Origin of the sequence: Shewanella sp. DW31 (assembly GCF_015767295.1) — a bacterium.
Lineage (GTDB): Bacteria > Pseudomonadota > Gammaproteobacteria > Enterobacterales > Shewanellaceae > Shewanella > Shewanella oncorhynchi.
On record NZ_JADWMP020000016.1, the window covers coordinates 20,875 to 38,241 of the forward strand.

Sequence of the window (17,367 nt, forward strand, 5' to 3'; positions counted from 1 at the left end):
GAGTGACGTTTCAGGGTTCTGTCTTGCTTCCTTCTCAGGAAGCCCTCATACAAAGAATGCATCATGTTGCCAGTTATAGCGATCAGCTGCTGGTGCTTTCTGGTGTCAGCGGTTCAGGAAAAACGACCTTAGTTACCGGATTAGCGACCGATTTTGACGAGTCAAATGCGGCATTTGTGATTTGTCCTATGCATGCCGATAACGCTGAGATACGCCGCAAAATTCTAGTCCAGCTAATTTCATCCCCTATTTTTGACGACGACATTCCCCTCGCCGATACGCTGTTGCGGCTTGCGAGTACGCAAACTAAACCTTTACATATTATTATCGATGATGCGCATTTATTACCTAAGGCGCTCTGGGCTGAGTGTATTATTCTCAATCAGATCCAGTGTGCGGGTAAGAATATTGCCGTCACGCTCACGGTTCCACCGGCATTCTTAGCGGACCTATTGCCACAATTACCCGAGCCATTGCGGCGGCAAATATTGCCTATCAGTATTGAGCCGTTAACCATGCCAGAGCGTGAAGCTTTGTATCAAACATTGCTGAGATACAGCGATCAAAACCCTTTTACGCCAAGGGAAATCGTACGCAGTCAGCTTGAGAAGCAAACGGGTACGCCGCAAGAAGTGGTCAATCTGTTAGATAAAGCCTTGCATAGCCCGCAAGAGAAAACATCTTCTTGGATGAAATATAAAGCTGTGATGGTGACAGCTGTGAGCATGTTGTTAGCGCTAGGTATTTGGCTTGGTGTTACTCAACCATTTTCTGAAGAGCAAGCCCTAGAGACTGCGACTTTTCCTGCGATAGATTCCCCCGTTTTCTTGTCCTATGGGCAAAAAATCTTAGCCCCCTATTTTGCTCTGCGCGCTGATCAATTAAAGTTTGCCGCCGTACCCGTGACAGTTAACGAAATAGAAACATCCAAAGCCAAAACAGAACCGGCTGTCGATCCATTAAGTGAATTCCATGGTGAGGCACCACATCCTGAGCCTGATGATGCAGCCTTAGTGAGTGTTGGTGAAGTGAGTAGCAAGTCTTTTGGTGGTGATGAGCCAACTGTGGATGCAGAGCCTCAAGCTAAAACGGTAGGTGTTCAGTCCCCAGCGCCAGAGGTGGCAAAGGTTGATAAAACAGTTTTGGAACCGCAAAAGCCACTCAAAGGTTATACCGTACAAATAGCGAGTGTTGCTCAGCTAGATACCCTGCGTTCGACATTAAAGAGTCTTGAGAATGTCGAGGGCGTTCGAGTCGCAAAGTATAAACAGCGATGGGTTGTCCTCGTTGGTCACTATAGCAGTAGCAAATTGGCTTCGAATGCGGCGGCGCAATTGGTTAAGGAGTATCGTTTTGAGCAACCTTGGGTCAGAAAATGGGCCGATTTGAAAGATTATCAAGTAGAAGAAAGTCTCTCAAATCGTGAAATTTCAGAATAAACAGAGTACAATCATGGCCTTTATTTTTGTCGGCATTCATCAAGTTAAATGATAAAAAAACACAGAGCCTTCCTTAAGTGGGCTGGCGGTAAATTTAAATTGGTGGATGATTTAGCCAGTTATTTACCCGCAGGAGACCGTTTGGTCGAGCCGTTTGTGGGTGCAGGATCCGTTTTCTTGAATACGGATTATCCTAGCTACCTGCTCTGTGACATTAATCAGGACTTGATCGAGTTATATCAGATAGTGAAGCATCAACCGGAAGCATACATTGCCGCAGCTAAAGCATTGTTTGTCGATGAGATGAATCAAAAGGAAGCTTACTATCAGGTGCGTACCGACTTTAATAAATGTCGCGACCCTTTCCAGCGTTCTGTGTATTTTCTTTATTTAAATCGCCATGGTTTTAATGGCTTATGCCGTTATAACCGTAAGGGTGGCTTCAATGTGCCCTTTGGCTCCTATAAAAAACCTTATTTCCCCGAAAAGGAAATCTGGGCCTTTTCTGAAAAAGCGCAACGTGCTGAGTTTAAATGCATTGGTTACGAAAAAGCCTTTGAGCAGACACGCAGTGGCGATGTTATCTATTGCGATCCACCTTACGCACCGTTATCTACTACATCCAGTTTCACGACATATGTTGGTGCAGGTTTTAGTTTAGACGATCAAGCACTGCTGGCTCGTCATTCACGCCATACCGCGTTAGAGCGTGGTATTCCGGTATTGATTAGTAATCACGATATTCCATTAACTCGCGAGTTATATCGCGGCGCGCATTTAGCGAAAATTCAAGTGCAACGCAACATTAGCCAAAATGGCAGTGGTCGTAACAAAGTGGATGAGTTGATGGCGCTATATGATGAAAACTACGATCCAAAAGACGACTAGTTTCAACATAAATAACGTTTAGCTAAGCACTTGTCCTACGAGAAACATCAGACTTGCCACTAGGATGACAGCTAATACTATGCCCATCACTATGTAGGGCAATGGGGAACTGGTTTGAAAATCTTTTTTACGATTTTCGCTAGTTTGTACCCCGAAAAAGGCGGCAACGGTACTGTGGAATACTTGCCAAATGCGGCTAAGCATTAATAGGCGAGATGCGACGTAGTGGGCTTGAGATCATCTATAGGTTTATCTTGATGACCATGTAATAGTTCAAGTAGATCGACAAAGTGGAACTGACTCGAACGGTTTTTACCTGTAAGCCACGTTTTCCAGCTTAAGGTTTGTGCTTGATCGGCGCAGCGATTATTAGGGTGGCTACTGGGCAGTGCATTGTTGTAACGAGTGTCATTGCTACAAGCGCAAGATGCAGTTTCGGTATTTTCCGTAAGTTTTTCAACGCCAAAAGCTAGCGTGGCCACTACAACTGCAGTAAATGCCAACATCATAGATGACTTAAATGTCACCGACCTAACATAGTGTGAAAACTGACTAAACCGCTCCATCATAACGCTTCCTTTGGAATGAACCAGCACTGCGCCTCGAGTATAACAAACTCGCTTAGTTTATGAACAAAAAATTATCAATTCCAGCCAAAATGCTCGGAAATATTAGCTTATTTTACCGAATCTAAGCCCCAATTTACTGCTATAGCTGCAGAGTGTGCTGCTTTACTGACATAGGCATAGCGGATCAATTGCCAGAAATGTGGCTTTAGCTATAGAGGCTTAGCTTGGCTCAGGGTAAAATAAGGCACTTTTTATCCAAATAGCAGCGAGTGTTTTATGCGTCCATTCTTGATTGCTCCATCAATTTTATCTGCCGATTTTGCCCGTTTGGGTGACGATGTAAAAGCTGTGTTAGATGCGGGAACCGACGTAGTACATTTTGATGTGATGGATAATCACTATGTTCCTAACTTAACGATTGGCCCTATGGTGTGCCAAGCACTGCGTAACTATGGTATTACCGCTGATATTGATGTGCATTTGATGGTTAAGCCAGTTGATCGTATCGTGCCTGATTTTGCTAAAGCGGGCGCGTCTATTATTACTTTCCACCCTGAAGCCTCTGAGCACGTCGATCGCACTCTTCAGCTCATCAAAGAGTGCGGTTGCAAGGCGGGTCTCGTGTTTAATCCTGCGACACCACTGCATTATCTTGACCATGTGATGGATAAGCTCGACGTGATCCTATTGATGTCAGTGAATCCTGGTTTTGGTGGTCAATCCTTTATTCCATCAACCTTAGATAAGCTGCGCCAAGTGCGTGCGCGTATTGATGCCAGTGGTTTTGATATTCGTTTAGAAGTCGATGGCGGCGTTAAGGTCGACAATATCGCCGAAATCGCGGCCGCCGGTGCGGACATGTTTGTTGCGGGCTCGGCTATTTTCGGCAAGCCCGATTATAAGGCCGTTGTTGATGAGATGCGTGCCGAACTTGCTAAAGTTGGGGCATAGCCATGTGGGATAAGATTAAAGCGATTGCGTTTGATCTAGATGGCACGCTGATTGACAGTGTGCCGGACCTAACCGTTGCTACGCAGGAAGCCTTGACTGAGTTAGGTTTGAAGAGCTGCTCTGAGGCGCAAGTTCGTACTTGGGTCGGTAACGGTGCAGAGATGTTGATGCGCCGTGCTATGAGTCATGCTTTGGGAACGGATGTTGAGCAAACAACCCTTGATGCGGCTATGCCGATTTTTATGCATCATTATCAAGAAAATCTTGAAAAGCACAGTGCGCTGTATAGCGACGTGCATCAAGTGCTGCAAACTTTGTTTGATGCAGGCTTTAAGTTAGCGGTTGTCACCAATAAACCCTATCGTTTTACCATGCCATTACTCAATGCCTTTGGGATTAACGACTTTTTCAGCTTAGTGTTAGGTGGCGATACCTTAGCTAAGATGAAGCCCGACCCTTTGCCGCTGCAGCATTTATTGCATGAGTGGCAATTGGATAAAACTGAGTTATTGATGGTCGGCGATTCTAAAAACGACATTTTAGCGGCGAAAGCGGCTGGGATAGCGTCAATCGGCTTGACCTACGGCTACAACTACGGTGAAGATATTGGGCTCAGTGGCCCAGATGCCGTATGTGAGCAATTTAGTGAGATTCTGAACTGGGTAAAACCTACCAAGTAATGGGGGGTTACCTGTTCTTTAGTCGATTTTTTAGTCTTTTTATATATAGATAGTGGAGCAATGACGTAATGACCAAACCCATAGTACTCAGCGGTGCGCAGCCGTCCGGCGAATTAACCATAGGTAACTACATGGGTGCATTGCGTCAATGGGTTGCGATGCAAGATAGCCACGACTGCCTGTATTGTGTCGTTGATTTGCATGCCATTACCGTGCGCCAAGATCCTAAAGCATTGCGTGAAGCGTGTTTAGATACCTTAGCCCTGTATTTGGCCTGTGGCGTAGATCCTAAAAAGAGTACAGTGTTTATCCAGTCACAGGTGCCACAACATACGCAATTGGGTTGGGCATTAAACTGCTATACCCAAATGGGCGAGTTGAGCCGCATGACTCAGTTTAAAGATAAATCACAAAAGCACGCTAACAACATCAACGTGGGTTTATTTGGCTACCCAGTGTTGATGGCGGCGGATATTCTGATTTATCAAGCGAACGAAATCCCTGTTGGCCAAGATCAGAAACAACACCTTGAGTTAACACGTGATATCGCTACTCGTTTTAACAATGCCTATGGTGATACTTTCACCATTCCTGAGCCGTTTATTCCTGAGCTTGGCGCTAAAGTCATGTCACTGCAGGAGCCGCTAAAGAAGATGTCTAAGTCAGACGATAACCGTAATAACGTTATCGGCCTGCTAGAAGATCCGAAATCAGTGCTGAATAAGCTGAAAAAAGCCATGACAGACAGTGATGAGCCGCCAGTTGTGCGTTTTGATGTGGATAATAAACCGGGTGTTTCTAACCTGCTGAGTCTCATGTCGGGTGTGACAGGGCAAAGCATTGCGAGCCTAGAAGCCGAGTTTGAAGGCAAGATGTATGGCCATTTGAAAGGTGCAGCAGGTGAAGCGGTTGTGAGTATGTTAGAGCCACTGCAAGAGCGTTACCGCGCGATTCGTAGCGATCGCGCTTACTTAGACCAAGTGATGAAAGCTGGTGCACAGAGTGCGCAGGCGCGCGCCGAAGTGACCCTGAAGAAAGTGTATGAGAAGATTGGTTTGTTAGTGTAATTAATCGATCGATAAATTAAGCCGACGTTCGCGTCGGCTTTTTTGTGCCTGTAAATTCATCCTAAGCCTGTGATTTTAGCCAAGATGAGAAAGCGGCAATCGCAGGTTCTGATAAACGGCGTTGCTTACAAAAGAAGGTAAATTCAAATCCGGTATGCACATCGGGCAGATTCAAGGCGACTAAACGCCCCGTGGTGATATCACCAGCCACCATAAAGTCCGGCGCTAGGGCTAAGCCTTGGCCAGCAATCGCCGCTTCAATCGCCATTACAATATGACTAAATACATGCTGTTGTTCGTTATCGAGTGGTATTCGGTGCGCCGATGACCACTTATGCCAGTCGAGTCCGAGCGGGCCTTCATCAACCACCAGTAGAGCTTGTTGCTGGAAATTACTCAGGCTTATGTCGCGCCATTTAAGGTAAAAACTGGGGCTGCATACAGGAATTAAACGCTCTTTGTGCAGTAACTGTTGCCAATAGCCACGTTGATTTAGCTTACCGGCGATGAAGATATCCGCGGTGCTGGTGCTTAGGTCAGGATCTTGGGTGATCATCTCGAGGCGGATTTTCACGCTCGGATATTGGCGGCGAAAATCGGCGAGTCTTGGGATCAACCATTTTACTGAGAATGAGCTGTAAACGGCTAGGCAGAGCTGTTGATTTGGCGTATCGCGTACTTTCAAGTTGAGGTCGCTTAACTCGTTGAATATCCGCTCTAACTCTAAAAATAGTCCGTGCCCCTTAGGCGTTAACTGCAGTTTACGCCCCTGACGGTCGAACAGTTGCTCGCCAAAATACTCTTCTAATACTCGCACTTGGTGCGACACTGCACTTTGGGTGATGCACAGTTCATCGGCGGCCTTAGAAAAATGCTGCTGTCTGGCGGCAGCTTCAAACACTTGTAGAGCGCGTAATGGCGGGAGCTTTCTCATGATTTTCAATATCTAAAGGCTTTAGTATGAATTTAATTCATCTAGCATGAGAAAGCATCATTTCAGCTTAAGTTTTGCGAGGATTATCATGCCGCCATTGAGATTTATGGATGTTAAAAATGCAACGCCCAGTTGTTATTGGTTTGATTTTATTGATAGTAGGTAACCTATTCAGTGCCTTCTATGATGTGTCGATCAAGTGGTTACCGGACGATGCGAGTGCCTCGACTTTTCTCCTTGTCAGGCAAATCTCTTCAGTATTTATGTTGTTGCCAGTGTGGCTGTATTCGCAGCGTCCGATGACGACACATATCTCAGTTCACCTTTGGCGTGCCAACATAGGCTCAGTTGGCGCGCTTTTTTTAATTATTGGCTTAATGGCATTGCCGCTCGCGACAGTTAGCTCATTGTTTTACTCTGCACCGCTAATGATTATTTTGATGGGGTATTTCTTCCTGAGCGAGAGGATCACCGCTGCTCAGACAATCTGTACTGGCTTAGGTTTTGTCGGCATCTTGATTATCCTGCGACCGAGCGAAATGAACTGGTACGGCATTGCTGTGCTGTTTTCTGCTTTTACCTTTGCAGTGAATCAGTTAGCACTTAAAAAAGTGCCCCATGCTGAGCATCCCGTGCTAACGCTAATGCTATATAACTTGCTGGGTATTCCGGCAACGTTAGTGATTGCAGCGTTTCAGGGGATTGAGGGTTTGAGTTGGGAGCTGGTGGGCGTGGCCTTGCTGAGCAACGCATTTTTATTGGTTTATCATTGGTTTTGTGTGCTGGCTTACCGCAAGGCACAGGCGAGTGATATCGCGATTGCGGAATACACAGGCTTATTGTTTATTGTCTTTTTAGGCTGGTTGTTGTTTGATGAATGGTTGGATAACTTAAGTTGGCTCGGTGCCGCCTTAATCGTATTACCTTCGTTGTTTTTACCTTGGCTAGGATCGCTCCTATCAAAATCGGCACCTAAGATAGCGGATACGCTCACGGGAAAATAGCTGCGAGGGTTTAAGCCTAAGTGGGCGAGTTGGCTCACTTAGGCTCAAGTTTTAAATAGGTAAACTGCAAAATTATTTAGCATACTCAAATACTTTCACCACTTTACGCACGCCAGCAGTATTACGGGCGATATCAACAGCTAAGTCTGCTTGTGAGCGATGAATAACCCCCAGCAGGAAGACTTCACCATTTTCAGTGATGACTTTAATGCGAGTCACATCCAAATCTTTTTCGTTCAGCATGCGGCCCTTCACTTTGGTCGTAACCCAAGTGTCATTGCTGCGGGTGGTGAAAGAGGTTGGATTGCCAATGCGGATTTGATTATGTATTTTGCCGCCGAGCTTAAGATCTTGTACGACCTTGATGGCTTTATCCCTTAACGTAGAGTTAGGGGCTTGGCCTATCATAAGTACATTGCCATTGACGGATACACCTGTGATATTCGTTTGTTTTTTAAGATCTTCTTGCTCTAGCAGTGCGCTGGTGATCTTAAAATCAGTATTGGTATCATCAAGCTGAGTCTTAACAGTACGTTCGTCGTTGGCCATCATAGCGCCACTGACTGCGCCCACCATAACGGCACCGGCGCAGCCTTGAAGCAGCAAGCAAACCATTAACAGCGGGGCAGCGTGTCTCATTGCTGCTCGTCCTGTGGGAAGAGGGTGCGGTCAATATTGTCACACAGGCAATGGATCACCAGTAAGTGCACTTCTTGGATACGTGCAGTGACATTTGAAGGCACGCGGATTTCCACATCGTTCACGCTCAGTAGGCCAGCCATAGCGCCGCCATCTTTACCTGTTAGCGCTACGATAGTCATGTCGCGGCTTAATGCGGCTTCAATGGCTTTAATCACGTTACCTGAGTTACCACTGGTCGAGATTGCTAGCAGAATGTCGCCCGGTTGACCTAAGGCAAAAATCTGTTTTGAGAAAATCTCATCATAGCTATAGTCGTTGGCGATAGCTGTGATGGTTGAAGTATCGGTAGACAGAGCGATGGCCGGTAATGGTGGACGCTCAATCTCGTAGCGGTTTAGCAATTCTGCTGAAAAATGTTGCGCATCGCCAGCACTGCCGCCGTTACCGCAAGCAAGGATTTTATTGCCACCCAAAAGACAGTGCACCATCATCTCGGCCGCTTTGGCGATGGATTCTGGCAGTGCTTCGGCTGCATCGATTTTTGTCTGGATAGATTCAGTAAAGCTGTCTTTAATGCGTTCTAACATGGATAAATCCTTTCAGGATAAAGTGTTGCTATCATGCCATATTTCCACAAGCGTGTTGAGGCACAGACGTTAAAATAATTTGTGTAGTCACTCTTTCACTATTGGCGCTTAAAAGGCATCGACCAGCCAATGAATTTGATCGGCTTCCATGGCGATGACATCGAAACGACAGGGCACATCGAGTCTATTGAGTTGTAAATAGTGGCTAGCCGCTTTGCGAATTCGCGAAATCTGCGCGCTGCTTAGGGCCTGTAATGCGCCGCCATATTGATTTGCCGAACGATACTTCACTTCGACAAATACCCAATGGTTTTTATGGCGCATGATTAAATCAATTTCCCCAAACGGATAGCGGACATTACGTTCGACAAAAGTTAAGCCTTGTTGTTCAAGGTAACGTTGGGCGTGCGATTCTGCCTGCTGTCCGAGTGTCATAACTGGCGGAAGCTACCTCTTTCATAACGTCCCCAGCTTAATTGGCGGTTGACTATTCCATCTGGACTGACAGATAAAGCACCACTGCGACCATTGAATTGATAACCTGTGAATGAGCGCATTTGCGCTAAACGGCCGATCAAATCCATTGCATCATAACCCATAACAAACAAACGTTTCTGACTGTTATTCCAGCCCGAAAATAGTGTGTTGACCATCAGATTTTCTTCGCCGTTTTGCATTAGCCAAGGTGCGTCGCTTAGGGTCAGGTTATTTAAATCCTGCGCCGTTTGTGTGCTTTCATTTTCAACTCGGCTGCGGCTTGAGGTATATAAAGGCACAGGTTGTGTGAAAACGCTAAAGTTTACGTCGATAAAGGCCTTGAGCAGGGTTAGATCCTGTGGCGTTGAAATCATATAAATGGCATCAATATCTTGGCGCGAGCGGAAGTCGGCTTGTACTGAATTGCCTAACAACTCTTTAATACGGGCGATCCGCTCTTGGCTATCGCGCACGCCAAGGGCATCTTGTACTGTGGTGCGCATTTTATCACCGCCATCGAAGTAGTGAACTTCGACAGGGTTATCGCTCTTCTTTTTCCATGCTTGAATAAAGCTTTCGGCCATGCGTTTGCCAAGGGCATCGTTACTGGCCAGCAGTAACGGCATAGTTACGCCATCTTGATATAAATGCTCCGCCGCATCGGCCGCCTCTTGTGCGGGAGATAATGCAAAGTAGAACTTATTCGGATCGGGGGTGAACTTATCTACTTGATTTAAAAACAGTTGTGGCACAGGCGTAGCAGGTGCTGTATTGGCCGTTTTGTCTGGGTTAGCAGTATTAGTCACCGCATTAGTGGCGGCAGTGTTTGCTGCATTGATCACTTGCAGTTGTTCAATTTCCGTAGGCAATAATGGGCCAATAATAAATTCGGCTCCCGCAGTTAGCGCCTGTTGGTAAGCGCTGGCAGCATCGTTTGCCGTGTCATAAAAGTTGACTGCGACTTGGTCATTTTGCTTGGCCATGTAACTGGCTAATATGCCTTGGCGAATTGCATTGGCAGCGTTAGCTCTTGAGCCTGTCAGCGGCAACAGCACAGCAATGTTTTTTGGCGTAAATGGCTTAGCGTTTAAGGCTCTGTCAAGATCGGCGGGCAGCTTAGCCGCTGCAGGATGATAAGGATTTTGTTTCTGCCATTCGCCTAAGTAGCGTACTAACTGTGTCGGATCGACAGCATAATGCTTCGCGATATAAGCCAGTTGTAACCAACCCGTAAACACAGGAGTCTTAGCATCTTGGGTAAAGGCTTTTAAGGTTTGTTCGTGCATTGGCTGCAGTACTTGCCAAATCGCGTTATTCACCTCGTTGGCTTGGGCGGGGGGCAAGTAAGTCGTCAGTAAACTTAGTTCACGCACTTGCTCAATAGGCTGTTTATTCAATTGATATAAATGTGCCTTGAATTGGTGATAAGCCGTCATCTGCCAGCTTGGCAAACTCCAATTGCTTGGATAATTGAGAACTTTAAGTGCATCACTATAGGTGGACGTGTGTTCAAGCACGCGCGCGGTCAAGTATTTATGTTCGGCCAAAAATGTTGGGCTCTGATTCAAGCTTGGCTGTATCGATTTTAGTAGCTTCTGCGCCGCTGCGTAGTCGTTGGCATTGATGTAGGCATGGGCTGCGAGCAGCAGATTAGTATCGCGCTGCTGCGGATCTTTGCTATTGGCGGCTTGTGCCAAATACACATTGGCCGACAAAGGTGCGGATGCTAAAGAGGTGGCCACTGTGGGTGCAGTTCCGGTCGAGGTGGGCGTTGAAGTGCCACAACCCGCCAAGATTACCGATAAAATGGCCACGGAAACGAACTTAGTTGTATTCAGGCTTTTTAACACTGGGCTTCACTCTGGTAAGATGCAGCCTCTAGTTTAACCTTCTCTCGCGCTTGACGAAAGTCTTGGCACTGTCATTACAGAGGTATATATGGACCAAAGCGTCGCACTCTACATAGTTCCTACTCCCATAGGTAATTTGGGCGATATGAGCTCACGGGCAATAGAGGTGCTGAATCAGGTTTCATTGATCGCCTGTGAAGATACTCGCCACAGCGGTAAGTTATTGAGCCACTTTGGTATTACTACAAAAACTACGGCGCTGCATGATCATAACGAGCGCGCTCGTGCTCAGTGGATTGTCGATCAGCTTGCGGCTGGACTGTCGATAGCATTAATTTCAGATGCGGGTACCCCGTTGATTTCCGATCCGGGTTATCACTTGGTTTCCCATGTGCGTCAATCTGGGTTTAATGTGATCCCCTTACCCGGCCCTTGCGCGGCAATTACCGCCCTGAGCGCCTCGGGTTTGCCATCGGACCGTTTTTCTTTCGAAGGTTTTCTGCCGTCTAAAGAAAAAGCCCGCGCTGATAAGTTATTGGCACTGAAAGAAGATCCGCGCACGCTGATATTTTATGAATCACCCCACCGCATCGAGCACAGTCTAACGACTATGGTTGAAGTGCTTGGTGGCGAACGCCATGTCGTCATGGCGCGTGAAGTAACCAAAACCTTCGAAACTTTTTTATCTGGCCCAGTCTCAGAAGTGCTTGCCACTGTTAGTACTGACCCGAATCAGCAGAAGGGTGAAATCGTGCTTATGGTGCATGGCTACCATTTGAGTGATGACGAAGCGATTCCCACCGTCGCTATTAATACGCTTAAACTCTTATGTGAAGAATTACCATTGAAGAAAGCCGCAGCAATTGCCGCGCAAATTCATGGGCTTAAAAAGAATGCTCTGTATAAATACGGCCTAGAGTCTGATTTATAAGCACTAAAACTGTTACGAGCGGATTATCTGTGGTGCATCAGGGTGGCTTAGGCTATAATCCGCGCCGAGTTGGCCAGACAGTCGCCGCGTTCGCAAGAACGGGGAGGAAAGTCCGGGCTCCAAAGAGCGGGGTGCCAGGTAACGCCTGGGCGGTGCGAACCGACGACAAGTGCAACAGAGAGTAGACCGCCTGCCTGATTTATCAGGTCGGTAAGGGTGAAAGGGTGCGGTAAGAGCGCACCGTGCGGCTAGCAATAGTTCGTAGCAAGGTAAACTCCACCCGGAGCAAGACCAAATAGGGTTCCGTATGGCGTGGCTCGCGTTGGAACCGGGTAGGTCGCTTGAGCCTGTGAGCGATTGCAGGCCTAGATGAATGACTGTCCAAGACAGGACCCGGCTTATCGGCCAACTCACCTCATTCAATAAAAAGCCCGTTTGTCGTAATGACAAACGGGCTTTTTGTTTTTTAACTGTTGCAGTTTTAAGTGACCGTTACTTTTTAAATCATTAAAAATCAAAGTGTTGAATTCCACGTTCGTATCCAATCTATATCCTATTTAGCTCTCTGTTCTGTCGCTCTCTTTATCATCCTTCGCTGCAGGTAAAAATTACCCTATGTAGGTAACATCTACCGTTAACTGAGGGCAAGGATATGAAGCATTTCAATCTAAATCTTTGTTTTTGTTTACTTATATCGATTGGCTTAGCCATTGCATTGGTTTGTACGCAAAGTGCAGCATTTTGTTGCATTGCACAATGTTCACCAAGGAGTCTGCTAATGGCCAGTTCAAAAAGTGTAACAGAACAAACTAACAGTAAAGATAACGGCGCATTAAATTCACCCACAACAGCGAAAGCAACTGAAGTGACGCATCATGCCGTTGACGCTGTGGCAGAGAAAGCTGCTGTTGCAGAGGATACTTTGCGTAAAACCGCCGCCAGCTCGCAAGAAACACTGGCGCTCAAGCAGGAGGAAATCAAATTACAACTGCAAAGTTCTTATAGCAAAACCCGTGAGTTGGCAGCGCAAAATCCATTGGCCACAGCTGGGATTGCCTTTGCCGCTGGTGTGGTATTAACGGCTTTATTGCGCCGTCGCTAAGGTGGATTTATGCAAAACCGTGCAAGGTCAGAGGCGCCAGAACAAAGGCCCGTCCAGCATAGTGCACAAACCGCCAAAACTGGGCAGACAGCATCAGCTGCTGCCCAGCATAAAGTTATTGATCAGGCAATGGAGCAACTGGCTGAAATAGCTGTTCTTAGCAGTTCAGTGAAGCAAGCCTATCTCGAGCAGTTGAAGTTGGCTGGGAAAATAGCAACGGCAGAATGGCGGTTAACAGGGCGTAGCCTGATTATTGCTGCGGCTTTAGTCGTCTGTTTTGGTACTGGCATTACGTTATTCTGGGGCAGTATTTTATTGCTGTTGGGCTATATGCTGTTTCAATTGAGCGGTTCGTTATTGGCCACTGTGAGCGCTTTGGTGGTGCTACAGTTTGTTTTATTGCTTTGGTGTTGGCGAAGTCTTGGCTATGTGCTGTCACAAACTGGCTTTTCGAAGACTTGGCAGCAATTACAGCTTTTGCTCTCGACTCGAGAGTCGGAACATCAAAAATAGGAGGTGCGACTATGCTAATTCAACAGTTACTTAAAAAACAGCAGTTGAAGCTGACTGTGCTGACGGAACAAGGCCAGTTGCAGCATGATTTGTTACTGATGAGGAAACGACAATTAGCGCAAAGCAGTCGTGATTTTATAGGATCGACGCCAGGTTTAATCGTCAGTTTTAGCCTTGGCTGCCTGTTTCAAATGCGCCACAACAGCACTGTAAAACTACTGCGTAGCACTTTTGGCTTGCGTTGGATTACCAAACTCATCGCTTGAGAATGATGTAAATGCCGTGATTTTTACCTTAATGATTTCCATTGGTGCGGGTATGGGGTTCGCTGCTATTAGTTGTCGTCAATGCCGCTACAATCATGCCTCGAGTCAGTAAGTGTAAGTATTTTGCTTGTTGTATAGGACAAGGTGTGGGACTGGCGATAAGTTGTTGAATTTGGCTTAAATAAAGAGCTGCTATGCTATGGGCTAATGTGTAGCTTGGAATAATAAATTCGTCAGTGTTGAAGGTGTTGATCAATTTATTTTCGATATGTTGCACAAGTTTAGTTTGTAATTGTTTAGTTGCTGCATCGAGGTCGCTACCTAGTCTAAATGACATGGAACGGCGAAACATGCTGTTTCGGCTAAAAGTAATAAGCAGATTTTCCAATGAGGGTGGTGTGTTAGTTGAAAGCCAGTCTTCGGTTGACCGTAGATCTTCAAAGATATTTTCAAAAATATTTTGATGTAGTGCAATAAGAATATCCAACTTGCGTTTGAAGTAGCGATAAAACGTCGTGCGCCCGACATCGGCTTTGTGCGCAATATCTGCCACTGCAATATCACGATAATCTTGTTGTTTAAGCATTTCCTTGAAGACGTGGAGAACCTTGAGCATCGCTCGCGGGCTTTTCGCTATGTGCATGCAGTGCTTTGTGTGCATATTGGATCCCGCTTTAAATTCAACTCAGTTTAGGCGTGTGATTATACCTTAGCCTCAATGGCTCTTGTGTTGTGATTTTTGCTTAAGTGGAACAGATAGGCTCAGGTGTACCATTTGAAACATTCGGGCGAGTTTGTGCCTGATGGTTAGGAATAATGGGCTTTATAGTGATGATCATAGGGTTAACTGCAACGACAGTGTTACCTGAAATATGAAATTGTCACTACCGATGGAGAATCTGTGATGAGTGAAAATATTGAAACGGCCCAAAGTGATAAAACAAATAATCCAATCAAACACAAATTAAGAGTAGGTATTTTTCTTTATCCCGGCATGACGATGCTCGATGCCTATGGGCCACTACAGTTTTTAGCCTTTGTGCCATCTTTTGAAACCTTCACTTTTGCGAAAACCAGCATGCTATTACCCTGTGATGCGGGCGTTAACTTACAACCTAATTACGATTTCGATAATTGTCCGCCGATAGATATCCTGTTAGTGCCTGGGAGCGCAAATCCTTTGGCGCAAATACAGGATGAGCAAGTCATTTCTTTCTTAAAACGCAAGGGGGAGCAAGCGCAATACATTACATCTGTATGCACTGGAGCCTTGATTCTTGCGGCAACAGGTTTACTTAATGGTTATCGCACGACCACTCACTGGGCTTATGCTTCAGTATTGGCAAAATATCCTCAAATTACCTTTGAAAATAAACGTATTGTGATTGACCGTAATAGGATCAGTGGCGGCGGTATTACTGCAGGGCTCGATTTTGCTTTGGCACTCATTGCCAATATAGAGGGTGAACAACAGGCTAAAACACTGCAGTTATTGTTTGAATATGATCCTAAACCGCCCTTTAATAGCGGTTCTCCCATATTGGCAGACGCTTCTCTGGTACAGAGGGTTGAGCAGGAGGTAAGGCTGATAGCGTCAGGATTATTTTAGGCCACAAGGCGCCAAAGATTGTCTTAAAAAGTACATAGTTCATACGATTATTATGTACCTTAGGTTTAAAAACTGCTTTTCACTAGGAATCGCCATTCCCAGCTGTTTACTGACTCGCCGCCCGTATAAGGGAGTGAAAAATCGATATGGGCTACGTTGCCATAGCTGGATCGAGAGGAATAAATCCGCGCGCCTATGCCTATGCTACCCAGTGGACCGCTGACTTCGTTATTCTCGGCGAGTTGGCCGCCGGAGGCTTGACCCAGATCGGCAAAGACTGCCCAGCCTAATTCAGCCAGTTGGTATAAGTTGATATTGGGGTAGTTGCGTATCTCGGCGGTCAGTAACCACTGATTATCCCCTTGTTGGTATTCGTTTGGATAACCGCGCACGCCAGTTTCATCCCCTAATCCTTTCGTTAGATCCAGATAAGTGTTCTGTGAAAGGCTAGCCCAAGCTTTGCCATAAGCCGTCCACTTAGGATGGATTTGATAGAAGTATTCGGCTTGAATATCAACCTTATAAGTATCTTTTTGGGTGGTACCGATAGTGCTTGTTCCCCCCATTTCTAACAGCCATAGTTGATCGTTAAACTTATACCCGCCAGTGCTTTGCCAGTTAACGTGGTAGCCTAAGGGATTGTTATCACCTATGTCATTGGTTTCTATGCCGAATTGAAAATAGTGATGCCAACCTAAGTTAAAGTCTTCATTGTTGGTGATCAGGTGAACATTATTCAGTACGTGGAAATCATCTTCGATAAACTCGTAGGCGACCCAAGGGTACATAAAGTCCCTGTCTTGAGGGAGCATGGAAGTAGGATAGCGCTCAGAATGGGCAAACTCGTGCTTGTCTTGGGTGACACCAGTAATAAAGCGAGAAAGGTGCTGACTGTTTTTATTAATTAACCAGCCATATTGTAGATTGAGATAGTCGACTGTGTGTGTAAACTCATTCACCTCTTGCCCATTTTGTCTGAGGGTATCTGTACGGTTATCGTCTAAAAACTCCGCCGAATACATGGTACTCGTATTGAGGGAATAGAAGGGCTTACTCACATAAACGTGTTTAGCTTGGCCGTCGCTATTGTCGTAGAACTCAGCGGCAACTGTGCCGTGCTCAATAATGCTGAGCGGCGCTTCGAAAGCAAATTTATAGCCATTCCGGGATTCATTAGATTGATATTTAAGTCGAGTGCGGATCCCCGTTCCAAGCAAGTTGTCTTCTTTGAGCCCGAAGGAGTAACGGGTGTCGCCACCTGAACTACTTAAACTCGCTGTCGGTAATAATGACCAGTTATCCCAGGTCTCCACCACCACGGACTCAACGGATGGATCGACATCGGCTTGGGGATCTTTTTCGGCGACATAAATTTTCGCATCGCGAATGTAAGGCATTGCCCGCAAAAGTCGTTGGGATTCGTCGAGATCTTTTTGTGTAACAGTATCATTTTCGCTGAAGGTTAGATTATCGAGAACCACATATTCTTTGGTATTGATATGCAGGGCGTTAGCCCAGCGGTGAATGAAAAAAGCATCGGGATCTGACTCATCAAAAATGGGGTTATTGACCACCACAATCTTGCTGACTTTTTGTTTTGTTTGATCTTGGTTTGCGGGATCGGCGAGCTTAGCCTCTTCTGCTTGGGCAATCCTGATTAGGTTGCCAACACAACAAGATAGGATGCATGCATACTGAAAAAATTTCTGCATAAAAGGCCACTCCCATGAAATCGACGACTGCAGCGAAAACAATTTCACGTTGCAATTCACAATTTAATAACACATGGAAAACGAGTGTTAGTCAAGGAAACATTTTAATAAGTTTCTTATTTTACTTAAGGTTAGCTTAAGATTAT

At 45.9% G+C, this 17,367-nt stretch carries 20 protein-coding genes and 1 other RNA gene; 12 read left to right on the top strand and 9 right to left on the bottom strand.

Translation table 11 applies throughout. The annotated features are described in order from the left end of the window. Positions 1–2: 2 nt before the first annotated feature. On the top strand, positions 3–1,439 hold the full coding sequence (locus tag GWI56_RS13945) for an AAA family ATPase (RefSeq protein WP_173248106.1): 1,437 nt from the start codon (positions 3–5) through the stop codon (positions 1,437–1,439). A 48-nt stretch (positions 1,440–1,487) separates the two neighbouring features. Beyond that, positions 1,488–2,327 carry a Dam family site-specific DNA-(adenine-N6)-methyltransferase gene (locus GWI56_RS13950; RefSeq protein WP_131525404.1) on the top strand — a complete coding sequence of 280 codons (840 nt, stop codon included), beginning with the start codon at positions 1,488–1,490 and terminating at the stop codon, positions 2,325–2,327. Between the two features lie 18 nt (positions 2,328–2,345). On the opposite strand, the gene GWI56_RS13955 is transcribed toward GWI56_RS13950, so the two are convergent. After that, positions 2,346–2,531, bottom strand: coding sequence for a DUF2970 domain-containing protein (locus tag GWI56_RS13955; protein ID WP_105250532.1), 186 nt, complete (start codon positions 2,529–2,531; stop codon positions 2,346–2,348). After that, entirely contained in the window at positions 2,531–2,896 is a 366-nt protein-coding gene (locus GWI56_RS13960; protein WP_198573226.1) for a hypothetical protein, read from the bottom strand. The genes GWI56_RS13955 and GWI56_RS13960 overlap by 1 nt, the downstream gene beginning before the upstream one ends. Positions 2,897–3,172: 276 nt before the next feature. Between GWI56_RS13960 and rpe the strand changes: the two genes are divergently transcribed. The 3 genes from rpe (at position 3,173) to trpS (ending at position 5,594) form a co-directional block, all read left to right on the top strand. After that, on the top strand, positions 3,173–3,847 hold the full coding sequence (rpe, locus tag GWI56_RS13965) for a ribulose-phosphate 3-epimerase (RefSeq protein WP_012090481.1): 675 nt from the start codon (positions 3,173–3,175) through the stop codon (positions 3,845–3,847). Positions 3,848–3,849: 2 nt separating this feature from the next. Then, positions 3,850–4,527: a phosphoglycolate phosphatase gene (locus tag GWI56_RS13970; protein ID WP_198573227.1), complete on the top strand. Its 678-nt coding sequence runs from the start codon at positions 3,850–3,852 to the stop codon at positions 4,525–4,527. A 68-nt stretch (positions 4,528–4,595) separates the two neighbouring features. Next, positions 4,596–5,594 (top strand): tryptophan--tRNA ligase, encoded by a 999-nt coding sequence (gene trpS, locus GWI56_RS13975; RefSeq protein ID WP_198573228.1) that lies wholly within the window; start codon positions 4,596–4,598, stop codon positions 5,592–5,594. Positions 5,595–5,655: 61 nt separating this feature from the next. Here the strand turns inward: trpS and GWI56_RS13980 are convergent, their stop codons facing one another. Further along, entirely contained in the window at positions 5,656–6,528 is an 873-nt protein-coding gene (locus tag GWI56_RS13980; protein WP_181800902.1) for a LysR substrate-binding domain-containing protein, read from the bottom strand. Positions 6,529–6,647: 119 nt separating this feature from the next. On the opposite strand from GWI56_RS13980, the gene GWI56_RS13985 reads away from it, so the two are divergent. After that, positions 6,648–7,532, top strand: a complete 885-nt coding sequence (locus GWI56_RS13985) for a DMT family transporter (protein ID WP_131525400.1) — start codon at positions 6,648–6,650, stop codon at positions 7,530–7,532. A gap of 72 nt (positions 7,533–7,604) precedes the next feature. Here GWI56_RS13985 and dolP read toward each other — a convergent pair whose 3' ends face one another. The 4 genes from dolP to GWI56_RS14005 all read right to left on the bottom strand — a co-directional run bounded on the left by dolP (position 7,605) and on the right by GWI56_RS14005 (position 11,088). After that, positions 7,605–8,171 (bottom strand): division/outer membrane stress-associated lipid-binding lipoprotein, encoded by a 567-nt coding sequence (gene dolP / locus GWI56_RS13990; RefSeq protein ID WP_105250526.1) that lies wholly within the window; start codon positions 8,169–8,171, stop codon positions 7,605–7,607. Next, positions 8,168–8,761, bottom strand: coding sequence for a phosphoheptose isomerase (locus GWI56_RS13995; protein ID WP_105250525.1), 594 nt, complete (start codon positions 8,759–8,761; stop codon positions 8,168–8,170). The genes dolP and GWI56_RS13995 overlap by 4 nt, the downstream gene beginning before the upstream one ends. A gap of 108 nt (positions 8,762–8,869) precedes the next feature. Continuing rightward, a complete protein-coding gene (locus GWI56_RS14000) occupies positions 8,870–9,196 on the bottom strand; it encodes a YraN family protein (protein WP_105250524.1) in 327 nt (108 codons plus the stop codon). After that, positions 9,193–11,088 (bottom strand): penicillin-binding protein activator, encoded by a 1,896-nt coding sequence (locus tag GWI56_RS14005; RefSeq protein WP_131525399.1) that lies wholly within the window; start codon positions 11,086–11,088, stop codon positions 9,193–9,195. The genes GWI56_RS14000 and GWI56_RS14005 overlap by 4 nt, the downstream gene beginning before the upstream one ends. Before the next feature lie 88 nt (positions 11,089–11,176). On the opposite strand from GWI56_RS14005, the gene rsmI reads away from it, so the two are divergent. The 5 genes from rsmI (at position 11,177) to GWI56_RS14030 (ending at position 13,900) form a co-directional block, all read left to right on the top strand. Beyond that, entirely contained in the window at positions 11,177–12,019 is an 843-nt protein-coding gene (rsmI, locus tag GWI56_RS14010) for a 16S rRNA (cytidine(1402)-2'-O)-methyltransferase (protein ID WP_105250522.1), read from the top strand. A 65-nt stretch (positions 12,020–12,084) separates the two neighbouring features. Next, an RNA gene (gene rnpB / locus GWI56_RS14015) (RNase P RNA component class A) lies at positions 12,085–12,436 on the top strand. 361 nt (positions 12,437–12,797) lie between these two features. Further along, positions 12,798–13,121 carry a DUF883 C-terminal domain-containing protein gene (locus tag GWI56_RS14020; RefSeq protein ID WP_131525397.1) on the top strand — a complete coding sequence of 108 codons (324 nt, stop codon included), beginning with the start codon at positions 12,798–12,800 and terminating at the stop codon, positions 13,119–13,121. Between the two features lie 9 nt (positions 13,122–13,130). Continuing rightward, on the top strand, positions 13,131–13,634 hold the full coding sequence (locus GWI56_RS14025; RefSeq protein ID WP_131525396.1) for a hypothetical protein: 504 nt from the start codon (positions 13,131–13,133) through the stop codon (positions 13,632–13,634). An 11-nt stretch (positions 13,635–13,645) separates the two neighbouring features. Further along, the gene (locus GWI56_RS14030; RefSeq protein WP_113941445.1) at positions 13,646–13,900 is read left to right on the top strand and encodes a hypothetical protein; all 255 of its coding nucleotides are present in this window, start codon (positions 13,646–13,648) and stop codon (positions 13,898–13,900) included. Positions 13,901–13,928: 28 nt separating this feature from the next. Here the strand turns inward: GWI56_RS14030 and GWI56_RS14035 are convergent, their stop codons facing one another. After that, positions 13,929–14,561, bottom strand: a complete 633-nt coding sequence (locus GWI56_RS14035) for a TetR/AcrR family transcriptional regulator (RefSeq protein ID WP_131525395.1) — start codon at positions 14,559–14,561, stop codon at positions 13,929–13,931. A 243-nt stretch (positions 14,562–14,804) separates the two neighbouring features. Here GWI56_RS14035 and GWI56_RS14040 point away from each other — a divergent pair, with 243 nt between their 5' ends. Then, positions 14,805–15,509, top strand: coding sequence for a DJ-1/PfpI family protein (locus tag GWI56_RS14040; RefSeq protein ID WP_131525394.1), 705 nt, complete (start codon positions 14,805–14,807; stop codon positions 15,507–15,509). A gap of 65 nt (positions 15,510–15,574) precedes the next feature. On the opposite strand, the gene GWI56_RS14045 is transcribed toward GWI56_RS14040, so the two are convergent. Beyond that, the gene (locus GWI56_RS14045) at positions 15,575–17,221 is read right to left on the bottom strand and encodes a hypothetical protein (protein ID WP_131525393.1); all 1,647 of its coding nucleotides are present in this window, start codon (positions 17,219–17,221) and stop codon (positions 15,575–15,577) included. Positions 17,222–17,367 lie beyond the last annotated feature (146 nt).

What these genes read in the sequence shown, in the direction of transcription:
- GWI56_RS13970 (WP_198573227.1), top strand. Translation starts at nt 3,850, where the DNA reads ATGTGGGATAAGATTAAAGCGATTGCGTTTGATCTAGATGGCACGCTG.
- trpS (WP_198573228.1), top strand. Translation starts at nt 4,596, where the DNA reads ATGACCAAACCCATAGTACTCAGCGGTGCGCAGCCGTCCGGCGAATTA.
- GWI56_RS13995 (WP_105250525.1), bottom strand. Translation starts at nt 8,761, where the DNA reads ATGTTAGAACGCATTAAAGACAGCTTTACTGAATCTATCCAGACAAAA.
- rsmI (WP_105250522.1), top strand. Translation starts at nt 11,177, where the DNA reads ATGGACCAAAGCGTCGCACTCTACATAGTTCCTACTCCCATAGGTAAT.
- GWI56_RS14040 (WP_131525394.1), top strand. Translation starts at nt 14,805, where the DNA reads ATGAGTGAAAATATTGAAACGGCCCAAAGTGATAAAACAAATAATCCA.
- GWI56_RS13955 (WP_105250532.1), bottom strand. Translation starts at nt 2,531, where the DNA reads ATGCTTAGCCGCATTTGGCAAGTATTCCACAGTACCGTTGCCGCCTTT.
- GWI56_RS13960 (WP_198573226.1), bottom strand. Translation starts at nt 2,896, where the DNA reads ATGATGGAGCGGTTTAGTCAGTTTTCACACTATGTTAGGTCGGTGACA.
- dolP (WP_105250526.1), bottom strand. Translation starts at nt 8,171, where the DNA reads ATGAGACACGCTGCCCCGCTGTTAATGGTTTGCTTGCTGCTTCAAGGC.
- GWI56_RS13950 (WP_131525404.1), top strand. Translation starts at nt 1,488, where the DNA reads ATGATAAAAAAACACAGAGCCTTCCTTAAGTGGGCTGGCGGTAAATTT.
- GWI56_RS13985 (WP_131525400.1), top strand. Translation starts at nt 6,648, where the DNA reads ATGCAACGCCCAGTTGTTATTGGTTTGATTTTATTGATAGTAGGTAAC.
- GWI56_RS14030 (WP_113941445.1), top strand. Translation starts at nt 13,646, where the DNA reads ATGCTAATTCAACAGTTACTTAAAAAACAGCAGTTGAAGCTGACTGTG.
- rpe (WP_012090481.1), top strand. Translation starts at nt 3,173, where the DNA reads ATGCGTCCATTCTTGATTGCTCCATCAATTTTATCTGCCGATTTTGCC.
- GWI56_RS14000 (WP_105250524.1), bottom strand. Translation starts at nt 9,196, where the DNA reads ATGACACTCGGACAGCAGGCAGAATCGCACGCCCAACGTTACCTTGAA.
- GWI56_RS14035 (WP_131525395.1), bottom strand. Translation starts at nt 14,561, where the DNA reads ATGCACACAAAGCACTGCATGCACATAGCGAAAAGCCCGCGAGCGATG.
- GWI56_RS13980 (WP_181800902.1), bottom strand. Translation starts at nt 6,528, where the DNA reads ATGAGAAAGCTCCCGCCATTACGCGCTCTACAAGTGTTTGAAGCTGCC.
- GWI56_RS14045 (WP_131525393.1), bottom strand. Translation starts at nt 17,221, where the DNA reads ATGCAGAAATTTTTTCAGTATGCATGCATCCTATCTTGTTGTGTTGGC.
- GWI56_RS14020 (WP_131525397.1), top strand. Translation starts at nt 12,798, where the DNA reads ATGGCCAGTTCAAAAAGTGTAACAGAACAAACTAACAGTAAAGATAAC.
- GWI56_RS14025 (WP_131525396.1), top strand. Translation starts at nt 13,131, where the DNA reads ATGCAAAACCGTGCAAGGTCAGAGGCGCCAGAACAAAGGCCCGTCCAG.